Genomic DNA, 11,639 nt, shown 5'->3' on the forward strand with positions numbered 1-11,639 from the left:
AAGCCTTGTCTCAGTTCAGTTTTCCGAATTTTTTGACCGGCTCGTCGTCGGCCAGCACCTGCTCAACCCAGTGCCCAAGCTTACTGGTATCGGCGCGCAGGATTTCCTGCTTGACCACAAGGATCTGCGCCGGGTGCATTGAAAAACTGCGCAAACCCATACCCAGTAACAGCTTGGTCAGGCTGACATCGCCAGCCATTTCTCCGCAAACGCTCACCGGCTTGCCTTGTGCGTAGCCCTCGGCAATGGTGCCGGCAATCAGCCGCAGCACGGCCGGGTGCATCGGGTCATACAAATGGGCGACGGACTCGTCGGCGCGGTCAATGGCCAGGGTGTACTGGATCAGGTCGTTGGTGCCGATCGACAAGAAATCAAAGTACTTGAGAAACACCTTGAGCGTGAGTGCCGCCGCCGGAATTTCGATCATCGCGCCGACCTTGACCGGCCCGTAAGCCACGCCACGGTTGTCCAACTGGACCCGGGCATGGTCGATCAGCGCCATGGTCTGGCGGATTTCGCTGGCGTGCACCAGCATGGGGATCAGCAAATGCACTTGCCCATGCGCTGCGGCGCGCAATATGGCGCGCAACTGGGTCAAAAACATGGCAGGGTCGGCCAGGCTCCAGCGGATCGCGCGCAGACCGAGCGCCGGGTTCAGGTGGGCGTCATCGCGCAGAGTTTCGTCCAGCGGCTTGTCGGCACCCACATCAACGGTACGGATGGTGACGGGCAGGCCCTGCATGCCTTCGACCGCGCGCCGGTATGCCTTGTATTGTTCGTCCTCGTTGGGCAGTTTGCCGTGGCGACCCATGAACAGGAACTCGCTGCGAAACAGCCCCACACCCACCGCACCGGCGGCCAGCGCACTGGCGGCATCATCGGGCATTTCAATGTTGGCCAGCAGCTCAATTTTCTGGCCATCCATCGTTACGGCAGGTGTGTGCAACAGGCGTGTGAGGCGGCTGCGCTCAAGCTCACCCTGGCGCTGTTTGAAACCGTATTCGGCCAGAATGATGGGTGAAGGGTCGACTACCACCACGCCGGCGTCGCCGTCGATGATGACCCAGTCGTCCTGGCGCATGAGCTGGCTGCTCCAGCGTGCGCCAACCACCGCCGGAATGTCCAGGCTGCGCGCCACAATGGCGGTGTGCGAGGTTTTACCACCCACGTCGGTAATGAAGCCGGCAAACACACTCTGCTTGAACTGCAACATGTCGGCTGGCGACAGGTCGTGCGCCACCAGGATCAGCGGCACGTCAACGGTATCGTCGAGCAGCAGGTCCTGCTGGGTGGTTTTGCGGTTGCCGCGTGGCTGCGGCTGGAAGATCGGAGACGAGATGCCGCGCATGGCGCGCAACACCTTTTCGGTGATCTGCTCCAGATCGGCCTTGCGTTCGCGCAGGTATTCGTCCTCCATCTCGTCAAACTGACGTGCCACCACTTCAAGCTGGCTGGTCAGCGCCCATTCAGCGTTGTAGAGGCGGTCACGAATCCAGTGCTTGACGCCGATTTTGAGCTCCTCGTCCTGCAACAACATCAGGTGTACATCGAGCAACGCGGCAAGTTCATGCGGCGTGTCCTTGGGTCCCATCTGGGCGATGCTGGCCTGCAGGCGGTGGATTTCTTTGACGACAGCGTCACGGCCATCGCGGACCCGGTTGATCTCGGCCGCCACCTGGGACGGTTCGATGAAGTAATGCGCGACATCCAGACGGCTCGATGCCACCAGCACCGCACGCCCGATGGCAATGCCACGGGCAACTGCCAATCCATGAATCGAAAAGGTCACTCGCCCTCTCCAAACTTGTCGTTGATCAACGCCAGCAGCGCATCCATTGCCTCCTGTTCGCGCTCCCCATGGGTTTCAACGTCCACCGGGACGCCAATTCCTGCCGCCAACATCATCACGCCCATGATGCTTTTGGCGTTGACACGGCGTTCGCCTCGATACATCCAGACTTCGCACGGAAAACTGCCGGCCAATTTGGTGAGCTTGGCCGAGGCGCGGGCGTGCAGGCCCAGTTTATTGCTGATGGTCGTGGTGGTTCTGATCATGGATTTTTCGGATCTGGTTTTGCGGCGCGGTCACAGCGACTTGCATCACGCCTTGTGTGCCTCCTGACAGCGCACGCGCCACCAGTGCGTCAAGCGATTCATTGCGGTAGGTGATCGCGCGCATCAACATGGGCAAATTGACCCCGGCAATGAGACGTGTGTTCAACCCATCGACCAGCTTTTGTGCCACATTGCAGGGCGTGGCGCCAAACATATCGGTCAAGACCAGGGTATTGGGTTGTTTCAGCATGGCCATGGTCAGGCGCGCCGTCAACAGGGTCTCCTCAGTTGGCACGTTGGGCTGAACGTCCAGCACAGCAACCGCCGGAGCGGCATCGGGAAAAACGTGCAGCACACATTGACGCAGGGCACTGGCCAGCGGCGCATGGGCAATGATGAAGATTCCGTTTTTCATGTCTTTTCAGTCGCAATGCCCGAGTCAGCCCTGTTCGCTGGACTTGGGTGTAAGTTAGCCCTGATTATGGCTTTTTGCATAGAGAAAGTACGCGTAAGACAACATGGTCATGATCAAAAAGACCGCCATGGCGGATTGGAAAGCCGCTGTTTGCGCCATGCCGATGGCGACAAAAGCGTCGATACCCAGTCCAACACCCCACTGCACCACAAAGATGCCGGAAAACACCACCAGATTGAAGGCCGACAGAGCACGTCCGGCGAGCTCGGACGGGAACACCATGGCGACCGCAGGTTGCGCCAGCGATATCACCGTACACGCCATGCAATAAAATATCCAGAGTACTCCAGACCATATTCCTATTGACTTTCCAGCTACTATAATAAAAGCAAGAAAAACGAAGCTCAACGGCATCCCGAAGGCAATGAGCCGGCTGGCCTGCAGACCACGACGTGCCAACCAGGGGCTGACCAAGCCCCAAGTCAAGAAGGTGAGCAACATCGCGACATTGAGCCAGAACATCGCATGGGCGGCCTGAAGCGTGTCCATACCAGCCACTTTGGTCAACCAGGGCACAACCCACAGGGTCTGCATCGCGACCAATCCACCATAGATGAAGAAACCCATGGGCGCCAAGGCACGGAAAAACGGGTGTCGCCATACCATGGCATAACCCGGCCGGACATCCAACGCGCCGATGTTTTGGCTGGTGGCCGCTGTCGGGCTGCGCCATGCGGGCACCATTCGGAAGATCAGAACAATGCACAACACCACCATCACGGCCAGTGCCCAGAACATGGGTCGCCATCCAGTGAAGGGCATCAGCCACTGCACCGGGAGCGTTGCGGCGACCATTCCCAGTGAACCGGTCATCAACATCCACGAATTGGCACGCATCTGGGAGGCCGGCGCGTACCAGCGGCGGTACGCCGTCAGTGGCCCCATCAGACAGGCGCTGACACCCACCCCAATCAAAACCCGGGCCAACAACAGTCCGACAAAACTGGATGAGGCAGCAAAAGCACAACACCCCAGAACCGCTACCGCCAACAGGCTTATCAGCACTTTCTTGGGGCCAAATCGGTCCAGCCAGACGCCCATCGGCCACTGGGCAACGGCAAAACCCAAAAAATAACCGCCAGCCAGCAGTCCGAGTTCTCCCGAGTTCAGGCCAAATTCTTCGGTCAGGGTAGGCGACAAGGTGGCGGTAATTGCCCGAACCAGGGTCGACAAAAAATAGGCGCAAGCAAATGCGGCGAACATCACAACCGCAGTTCGCGTGGTCACGATTTGCATGTTGGCCGGGGTCGGACCGCTTATTTCAGTGCACCAAAGACCTTGCCCAGCAACTGACTACCTGAACCGACCGGATCGTGACGGATCTTTCTTTCCTCTTGACCGATCATGAAATAGAGGCCATCCAATGTCTTGTCTGTGACATAGTGCTCAAGAGATGATTGATCTGGTTTGAGCAGACCCGTTGCAACGGCCTTGCTGGCGACCCGGTTGTATTTGGCGGCAAGATCGACCCGCGCAGTGGTCTTGGTCACCACTGGCAAGAACTTATCGCCCAGGCTGCCGCGCGTCTTGCTGGCAAAGAAATCAGTCACTGACGTGTCGCCACCCCTTAGGATCGTGGCAGCGTCCTGAAAGCTCATGGCCTTGACAACGGCCACCAGGCTGTCTCGTGCCAAAGGTACGGCAGCCTCTGCCGCCTGATTCATGGCTTTGAGCAGTTCATCGAGGCGATCGCCTTGCCCCAACTTGCGCAGTAACTTGGCCGCGTCCTGCAAATGCCCGGGCAACGGGATGCGAACTTTGTCATTGGCCCAAAATCCATCCGGGCGACCCAATTGCGCCACTGCGACGCGCGCACCCTGCTCAAGCGCCGCTTTTAGTCCGCTCGATATCTGCTGATTGGTCAGGACTGGTTTCGCCTGTGCCCAGGCGCCCCAATGAAAAACCGCCAGGGAACTGGCGGCTGAAGAAAGCAGACGTGTCGTCGCTGCCCGGCGTTGCATCATGGTGATCTTTCAGTGGCTGCTACAGTTTATAGCAGCAACGCAGATGCTCAACCAGCCCGGCGTCGACACCAACCAGATTTACTTGGCGCGGAAATCATCATGGCAGGCCTTGCAAGCACCGCCTGCCGCATTGGCCGCAGCTTTCACGGCGTCCAGATTTCCGGACTTGGCGGCCACTGTGAGCTTGGCCAACTCCGCTTCCAACTTGTGGGCATAGTCGTCAAATTTTGCCTTCTCAGCCCAGATTTCCGGCTTGGCTTTGGTGTCGCCTTTGTCAGTTCCAGGGCCGAACCCGGCCCAGGGCAGCTTGCCCACAAACTCTGCCGCCGCTGCGCTGTCCGCAGCCACCTTGGCATCAAATGGGATCTTGCCAGCCGCCATACCAGCAACACGTCCGAAATTCTGCTGCATCACAAACAATGCGCTTTTGCGATACTTGATCGCATCTTCAGGCTTGGCAAACTGCGCTGCGGCAGGCATCACAAAAGCAGCGCCGACGGCGGTCAGGACAATGGCGGCAATTTTCTTCATGGATTTCCAATCAAAGTTAAACTAAAAAGAGCAAGGCGATCGTGAGTTTATGGCGAATCGCCAAATCTTGCAGAGAAGGCAAAGGAACACATGAAATACACCGTGCGCGTTTGGGATGCCCCGACCCGGCTGTTCCACTGGCTGCTTGCCGCCTGCGTTATAGGTCTGGTGATCAGTGCACAAATCGGCGGTACAGCGATGGAATGGCATTTTCGACTGGGCTACACCGTGTTCAGCCTGTTGTTGTTTCGGGCTGTCTGGGGATTGGTTGGTGGCCATTGGTCGCGTTTCCGCAGTTTTCTCTATACCCCAGGGCAAGTTCTGGCCTACCTCGGTGGCCGCGGTGATCCTAACCATTCCGTTGGCCACAATCCCCTGGGTGCTTTTTCGGTCATCGCCCTTTTGGGTTTCCTGTTTCTACAGGTCGGTTCTGGTCTGATCAGCGACGACGAAATTGCGGCAGCAGGACCACTCACTCGATTTGTTTCCAGTGAGTTGGTGAGCATGGCAACCTTTTATCACAAGGAAGTCGGCAAGCTGATTCTGTTGACGCTGGTGGCCTTGCACCTGCTTGCTATTGCCTTTTACCGGGTCAAGAAAGGCGAGAACCTGATCAAGCCGATGCTGACAGGGGACAAGACCCTGGATTTCCAGGCACAAGACGCGCGTGATCGATTGGGCGACAGAGTCAAGGCCATCGTCATCTTGCTGGTGTGTGCAGCGATCACTGTCGGTAGTTTGACTTGGCTAAGCTGAGACGTCTTTGGCTTGGAACGGTCTTGACCAGGCGTCACTCACCTTCAGCTTGCCGGTGCGTTGGATCGTCAGCGCCAATCTTGCCGTCTTCGACCGGCGTTGAACAACGCTTGCTGCCACGGTCTGTCTTCCCGGACGATCTGAGGGATCAAATCAAGTGTCTGACCCGTCTTGAAGAAGCGACATCTCATCGAATTTTCATCAAATACACGTAAAAACGGCCCACTTAGTGAGCCGTTTCAATTCATGTCGCAGTACCCGACTGCATCAGGCTTATACCAATGAGGCTTTCTCAACCAAACGGGTCGCAATCCAGTTCTTGGTCTTGGAGATGGGACGGCTCTCGGTAATTTCAATGATGTCGCCCATCTTGTACTCGCCCTTTTCGTCGTGGGCATGGTACTTGCTGGATTTGCCAACGATCTTGCCGTAGAGCTCATGTTTGACGCGACGTTCGATCAAAACGGTAACCGTCTTGCTGCGCTTGTCACTCACCACCTTGCCAATCAAGGTGCGCTTGAAGGATGTCTTAGCTTCCGTCATTTATCGCTCCTTATTTGGCGGACTGACTGGCCGCTTGCTTTTCAACCAGAATGGTCTTGGCGCGAGCGATGTCACGGCGCGCAAGGCGCAGTGCGTCGGTATTGTTGAGTTGCTGGGTCGCCTTTTGCATACGCAGACCAAAGTGGGCTTTTTGGAGCTCTTTAACTTCTGCTTGCAGGCCGGCGACGTCTTTTTGTCGTAATTCAGTCGTTTTCATATCCATTGCTCCTGATTACTGACCGATCATGCGCGCCACAAAAGTGGTACGCAGAGGCAACTTGGCAGCCGCCAAGCGGAAAGCCTCACGTGCCAGCTCTTCGCTCACGCCGACAATCTCAAAAACGATCTTGCCGGGTTGAATTTCGGCCACGTAATACTCAGGGTTACCTTTGCCGTTACCCATCCGCACTTCGGCAGGCTTTTGAGAAATTGGCTTATCGGGAAACACCCGGATCCAGATCCGGCCGCCACGTTTGACGTGACGCGAAATCGCACGACGTGCGGCCTCGATTTGACGGGCCGTCAAACGGCCACGGTCAGTACATTTCAGACCGAAGTCACCAAACGCAACCGAGCTGCCTCGGGTTGCAATACCGGTGTTACGGCCCTTTTGCTCTTTGCGGTACTTGCGACGCGCGGGTTGCAACATAATTATTCTCCTTTACCGTCAGCTGCTGCAGCTGGCGCGGCTACCTTGCGGACGCGCTGAACGGTGGGTTTCGTGGCATTGGCACCTGTGGCTTCGGCAGGTTTGTCGCTGCCATCACTGGGAGCGGCATTGCTGCCAACGGGGCGACGCGCGCCACGGGGTGCCGGACGATCAGATCCGGGACGCCCGCCGCGGTCATCACGACGTGGTCCACGCGGACGGCGCTCATCATCTGGACGAGGGGTCTCAACCGCGGGCAGATCATTGCGACCCAGGGTGTCCCCTTTGTAAACCCAGACTTTGACGCCAATCACACCATAGGTGGTCTTGGCTTCAGAGGTTCCGTAGTCGATATCGGCACGCAGGGTATGCAGTGGCACCCGACCTTCGCGGTACCACTCGCAGCGGGCAATTTCGATACCGTTCAAGCGCCCGGAGGACATGATCTTGATGCCCAGAGCACCCAAACGCATGGCATTCTGCATGGCGCGTTTCATGGCCCGACGGAACATGATGCGCTTCTCGAGCTGCTGCGTGATGCTGTCGGCAATCAATTTGGCATCGATTTCTGGCTTGCGCACCTCTTCGATGTTGACGGCCACCGGCACGCCCAACTGCTTACCCAGATCACGCTTAAGATTCTCGATGTCCTCGCCCTTTTTGCCAATGACCACGCCCGGACGCGCCGAATAGATGGTGATGCGGGCATTCTTGGCGGGGCGCTCGATCAGCACGCGTGATACGGACGCATTTTTCAGCTTGGTTTTGAGGTAATCACGTACCTTGATATCTTCGGCCAGCATGCCGGCGAAATCACGATCACTGGCATACCAGCGCGATGCCCAATTACGACTGACCGACAGACGAAAGCCGGTTGGATGGATTTTTTGTCCCATAACTTCCTGGCCTCTTTCAGTTTCCGACCGTCACGTACACATGGCACGTGGGTTTTCTGATTTGATTACCACGACCTTTAGCACGGGCCGTGAAGCGCCGAAGCGACGCACCTTGTTCGACGTAGATGGTTTTCACCTTCAACTCGTCAATGTCAGCGCCATCGTTGTGCTCAGCGTTGGCAATTGCGGACTCCAGAACCTTCTTGATGATCACGGCAGCTTTTTTCTGCGTGAACTGCAAGATGTTCAAAGCCTGGTCGACTTTCTTGCCACGGATCAGATCCGCGACCAGTCGGCCCTTGTCAACAGACAAACGAACGCCACGAAGGGTTGCACGTGTTTCCATGGTCAACTCCTTATTTCTTCTGGACTTTTTTGTCCGCAGGGTGGCCCTTGAAAGTCCGGGTGAGCGCGAACTCTCCCAACTTGTGGCCAACCATTTGGTCGGTGATATAGACCGGCACATGCTGTTTGCCGTTGTGCACGGCAATGGTCAGACCGATGAACTCGGGCAAAACCATGGAGCGACGCGACCAGGTCTTGATCGGCTTCTTGTCCTTGGTTGCCACGGCCTTTTCGGTCTTGGCAATCAGGTGATGGTCAACAAAGGGACCTTTTTTGAGTGAACGAGTCATTGTTCCTTCCCCTTACTTCTTGCGACGCGACACGATCATGACCTGCGTGCGCTTGTTGTTACGGGTACGGTAACCCTTGGTCAGATTACCCCAAGGATCGACTGGATGACGGCCTTCACCGGTCTTGCCTTCACCACCGCCGTGCGGGTGGTCCACAGGGTTCATCACCACACCGCGAACGGTCGGGCGGATACCCATCCAACGCTTGACACCGGCTTTGCCGAGTTGGCGCAGGCTGTGTTCTTCATTGGCAACCTGGCCCAAGGTGGCACGGCAGTCAATGTGGATTTTGCGGACTTCGCCTGAGCGCATACGCACTTGGGCGTAAGTGCCTTCACGCGCCAGCAAGGTCGCTGAAGCGCCAGCCGAGCGAACCACCTGAGCACCCTTGCCCACTTGCAGCTCGATGCAATGCACGACGGAGCCCACCGGAATGTTGCGAATCGGCAGGGTGTTGCCAACGCGGATCGGGGCTTCAGCACCGCTCATGATCGAACTGCCAACTTCCAGTCCCCGTGGTGCGATGATGTAACGACGCTCACCGTCCGCGTAGCACACCAGGGCGATGTGCGCCGACCGATTGGGGTCATACTCAATGCGCTCGACCTTGGCAGCGACACCGTCCTTGCTACGCAGAAAATCAACCACACGGTAATGATGCTTGTGACCACCACCTTTATGGCGTGTGGTGATATGACCATTGTTGTTACGACCAGCCTGCTGGAATTGAGGCTCCAGCAGAGCCGCGTGCGGCGCCCCCTTGTGCAGGTGGTCACGCGAAATCTTCACCACGCCACGGCGGCCTGGGGAAGTCGGTTTCATTTTGATAACAGCCATGATTACGCAGCCTCCCCACCTAGGTTCAGCTCTTGACCAGGCTTGAGGCGCACATAAGCCTTGCGAACATTGTCGCGACGACCTACAGATTTGCCAAAACGCTTGGTTTTGCCTTTGGTGTTGACCACCGAAACGCCCTTGACTTCCACCTTGAACATCAACTCCACAGCGGCCTTGATCTCGTACTTGGTGGCATCTTGAAGCACCTTGAAAGTCACGCCGTTGCTTTTCTCGGCGACCATGGTGGCCTTCTCAGACACGATGGGTGCTACGAGGACCTGCATCAGGCGACCTTCGTCAAACTTATGATTATGCGAACCGTGGCTCATGCGAACATCTCCTGCAGTTTGCCCATGGCAGCCTTGGTGACCAATACCTTGCGGTAGTGGACCAATGAGACCGGATCAGCGTAGCGAGGCTCAACCACCAGCACGTTGACCAGATTTCGTGAAGCGAGGTACAAGTTTTCATCAACCTCGTCGGCGATCACCAACACAGAATCAAGGTTCATCGCCTTGAACTTGGCGGCCAGTGCCTTGGTTTTGGGCGACTCGACGGTCAGCGACTCAACCACTGCCAAGCGGCCTTCGCGGGCCAACTGCGAGAAGATCGACGCCATGCCGGCGCGGTACATCTTCTTGTTAATTTTCTGCGCGAAGTTTTCGTCGGGCATGTTCGGAAAAATGCGACCGCCGCCACGCCACAGGGGCGACGAGGTCATACCAGCGCGTGCACGGCCAGTACCCTTTTGTTTGAAAGGTTTCTTGGTCGAGTGACGGACCTGTTCGCGGTCCTTCTGGGCGCGGGTCCCTTGGCGTGCATTGGCTTGGTAGGCAACCACCACCTGGTGAACCAGGTCTTCGTTGTAGGCGCGGCCAAACACGGTTTCAGGCACATCCAGCTTGGACGCGACCTGGCCTTGGTCATTGAGGAGTTCGAGCTGCATCAGTTCGCTCCTTTATCTGCGGCAGCTGCTTTCACAGCCGGACGAACCGTGACAAACCCGCCAGCGGAACCAGGAATCGCACCTTTAATCATCAGCAACTGGCGCGCCTCATCGACCCGAACAATATCCAGATTTTGCGTCGTGACCAAATCATCACCAAGATGCCCAGTCATCCGCTTGCCCGGAAAAACGCGACCAGGATCTTGCGCCATACCGATCGACCCAGGGACATTGTGCGAACGGCTATTACCGTGTGACGCACGTTGAGAGCTCATGTGGTGACGCTTGATGGTGCCCGCGTAACCCTTACCAATCGAAGTACCCTGTACATCGACCTTCTGGCCAACGGCAAACACAGCGGAAACCGCAACCGTAGCACCAGCCTGAAACTGCGCAGCAGTATCGGCAGCCACCCGAAACTCACGAATTATTTCACCGGCTTCTACTCCCGCCTTGGCCAGGTGGCCAGCGATGGGCTTATTGACACGAGAAGTTTTCTTCGCGCCAAATGTCACTTGCAAAGCGACATAGCCGTCGTTCTCCTGGGTTTTGACCTGGGTCACTCGGTTGTTGGATACATCTACCACCGTGACAGGAACCGCGTTCCCATCGTCTGTGAACAGACGCATCATCCCAACCTTGCGCCCCAGCAACCCTAAGTGATTGCTAAGACTCATTGTTTTCTCCGTAACTCTCACCAGAGCGACTTCAATTGGTCACACTGTCTTGATGTGAGAGACTGTTAATAAAACTTCACTGAAATTTGCGCCAAAAATGGCGCAAATTTATGCGAAGCCTGTGAGTATAACCCCAGCCAGTACCAGAAGCAAGCGTCCTGACCAACTGTTTTGCTGCCATGCACCTTGGCTGGCGCATGACATGCGAGCCACTTACTGCAGCTTGATCTCCACATCAACACCGGCCGGAAGATCGAGCTTCATCAAAGCGTCGACAGTTTTGTCGGTGGGGTCCACAATATCCATCAGCCGCTGATGGGTACGAATTTCAAACTGATCACGGCTGGTCTTGTTGACGTGCGGCGAGCGCAGAATGTCAAAACGTTTCATGCGTGTCGGCAGCGGCACCGGCCCCTTGACGATCGCACCAGTACGTTTAGCCGTGTCAACAATCTCGGCGGCTGATTGATCGATCAGCTTGTAGTCGAATGCCTTCAGGCGAATGCGGATTTTTTGTTTGGTTGCCATGTTGTTCCTTGATACCTTAAGCAATCACTTTGGCAACCACACCGGCGCCGACGGTCTTGCCACCTTCGCGGATGGCAAAGCGCAGACCTTCTTCCATGGCGATCGGGGCAATGAGCTTGACCGTGATCGACACGTTGTCGCCGGGCA

General features: G+C 56.7%; 18 protein-coding genes and 1 pseudogene. 1 reads left to right on the forward strand and 18 read right to left on the reverse strand.

Annotation, left to right across the window (positions count from 1 at the left end):
- Window positions 1–10: 10 nt before the first annotated feature.
- From ptsP to KBF66_RS11240, 6 genes are all read right to left on the reverse strand, one after another.
- Window positions 11–1,789, reverse strand: coding sequence for a phosphoenolpyruvate--protein phosphotransferase (gene ptsP / locus KBF66_RS11215; protein ID WP_296656455.1), 1,779 nt, complete (start codon window positions 1,787–1,789; stop codon window positions 11–13).
- Entirely contained in the window at window positions 1,786–2,055 is a 270-nt protein-coding gene (locus tag KBF66_RS11220; RefSeq protein WP_296656457.1) for an HPr family phosphocarrier protein, read from the reverse strand. The genes ptsP and KBF66_RS11220 overlap by 4 nt, the downstream gene beginning before the upstream one ends.
- Complete coding sequence (locus tag KBF66_RS11225) at window positions 2,024–2,470, reverse strand: PTS fructose transporter subunit IIA (RefSeq protein WP_296656460.1); 447 nt, start codon at window positions 2,468–2,470, stop codon at window positions 2,024–2,026. Before KBF66_RS11225 ends, KBF66_RS11220 begins: the two co-directional genes overlap by 32 nt.
- Before the next feature lie 54 nt (window positions 2,471–2,524).
- Entirely contained in the window at window positions 2,525–3,766 is a 1,242-nt protein-coding gene (locus KBF66_RS11230) for an MFS transporter (RefSeq protein WP_296656462.1), read from the reverse strand.
- Window positions 3,767–3,786: 20 nt separating this feature from the next.
- Window positions 3,787–4,494 (reverse strand): DUF4197 domain-containing protein, encoded by a 708-nt coding sequence (locus tag KBF66_RS11235; protein WP_296656465.1) that lies wholly within the window; start codon window positions 4,492–4,494, stop codon window positions 3,787–3,789.
- A gap of 78 nt (window positions 4,495–4,572) precedes the next feature.
- Window positions 4,573–5,025, reverse strand: a complete 453-nt coding sequence (locus KBF66_RS11240; RefSeq protein ID WP_296656467.1) for a cytochrome c — start codon at window positions 5,023–5,025, stop codon at window positions 4,573–4,575.
- A gap of 90 nt (window positions 5,026–5,115) precedes the next feature.
- On the opposite strand from KBF66_RS11240, the gene KBF66_RS11245 reads away from it, so the two are divergent.
- On the forward strand, window positions 5,116–5,781 hold the full coding sequence (locus KBF66_RS11245) for a cytochrome b/b6 domain-containing protein (RefSeq protein ID WP_296656469.1): 666 nt from the start codon (window positions 5,116–5,118) through the stop codon (window positions 5,779–5,781).
- 273 nt (window positions 5,782–6,054) lie between these two features.
- Here KBF66_RS11245 and rpsQ read toward each other — a convergent pair whose 3' ends face one another.
- The 12 genes and pseudogenes from rpsQ to KBF66_RS11305 form a co-directional block, all read right to left on the reverse strand.
- Complete coding sequence (rpsQ, locus tag KBF66_RS11250) at window positions 6,055–6,324, reverse strand: 30S ribosomal protein S17 (protein ID WP_296656471.1); 270 nt, start codon at window positions 6,322–6,324, stop codon at window positions 6,055–6,057.
- 10 nt (window positions 6,325–6,334) lie between these two features.
- Window positions 6,335–6,541, reverse strand: coding sequence for a 50S ribosomal protein L29 (rpmC, locus tag KBF66_RS11255; protein WP_296656474.1), 207 nt, complete (start codon window positions 6,539–6,541; stop codon window positions 6,335–6,337).
- 15 nt (window positions 6,542–6,556) lie between these two features.
- Complete coding sequence (gene rplP, locus KBF66_RS11260) at window positions 6,557–6,973, reverse strand: 50S ribosomal protein L16 (protein WP_209393184.1); 417 nt, start codon at window positions 6,971–6,973, stop codon at window positions 6,557–6,559.
- A gap of 2 nt (window positions 6,974–6,975) precedes the next feature.
- Window positions 6,976–7,869, reverse strand: coding sequence for a 30S ribosomal protein S3 (gene rpsC, locus KBF66_RS11265; RefSeq protein WP_296656478.1), 894 nt, complete (start codon window positions 7,867–7,869; stop codon window positions 6,976–6,978).
- Between the two features lie 16 nt (window positions 7,870–7,885).
- Complete coding sequence (gene rplV / locus KBF66_RS11270; protein WP_075585605.1) at window positions 7,886–8,215, reverse strand: 50S ribosomal protein L22; 330 nt, start codon at window positions 8,213–8,215, stop codon at window positions 7,886–7,888.
- 10 nt (window positions 8,216–8,225) lie between these two features.
- On the reverse strand, window positions 8,226–8,504 hold the full coding sequence (gene rpsS / locus KBF66_RS11275; RefSeq protein WP_296656481.1) for a 30S ribosomal protein S19: 279 nt from the start codon (window positions 8,502–8,504) through the stop codon (window positions 8,226–8,228).
- A gap of 12 nt (window positions 8,505–8,516) precedes the next feature.
- Complete coding sequence (gene rplB / locus KBF66_RS11280) at window positions 8,517–9,341, reverse strand: 50S ribosomal protein L2 (RefSeq protein ID WP_296656483.1); 825 nt, start codon at window positions 9,339–9,341, stop codon at window positions 8,517–8,519.
- Window positions 9,342–9,343: 2 nt separating this feature from the next.
- Window positions 9,344–9,670 (reverse strand): 50S ribosomal protein L23, encoded by a 327-nt coding sequence (gene rplW, locus KBF66_RS11285; RefSeq protein ID WP_296656487.1) that lies wholly within the window; start codon window positions 9,668–9,670, stop codon window positions 9,344–9,346.
- Window positions 9,667–10,287, reverse strand: a complete 621-nt coding sequence (gene rplD, locus KBF66_RS11290) for a 50S ribosomal protein L4 (protein ID WP_296656489.1) — start codon at window positions 10,285–10,287, stop codon at window positions 9,667–9,669. The genes rplW and rplD overlap by 4 nt, the downstream gene beginning before the upstream one ends.
- Window positions 10,287–10,964 carry a 50S ribosomal protein L3 gene (rplC, locus tag KBF66_RS11295; RefSeq protein WP_296656490.1) on the reverse strand — a complete coding sequence of 226 codons (678 nt, stop codon included), beginning with the start codon at window positions 10,962–10,964 and terminating at the stop codon, window positions 10,287–10,289. Before rplC ends, rplD begins: the two co-directional genes overlap by 1 nt.
- Window positions 10,965–11,177: 213 nt before the next feature.
- Window positions 11,178–11,492, reverse strand: a complete 315-nt coding sequence (rpsJ, locus tag KBF66_RS11300; protein WP_028250951.1) for a 30S ribosomal protein S10 — start codon at window positions 11,490–11,492, stop codon at window positions 11,178–11,180.
- Between the two features lie 16 nt (window positions 11,493–11,508).
- Window positions 11,509–11,639 (reverse strand): annotated as a pseudogene (locus KBF66_RS11305) (elongation factor Tu); the annotation flags it as partial.

The sequence above is a fragment of the Rhodoferax sp. genome (assembly GCF_018063565.1).
Taxonomy (GTDB): Bacteria; Pseudomonadota; Gammaproteobacteria; order Burkholderiales; family Burkholderiaceae_C; genus Rhodoferax.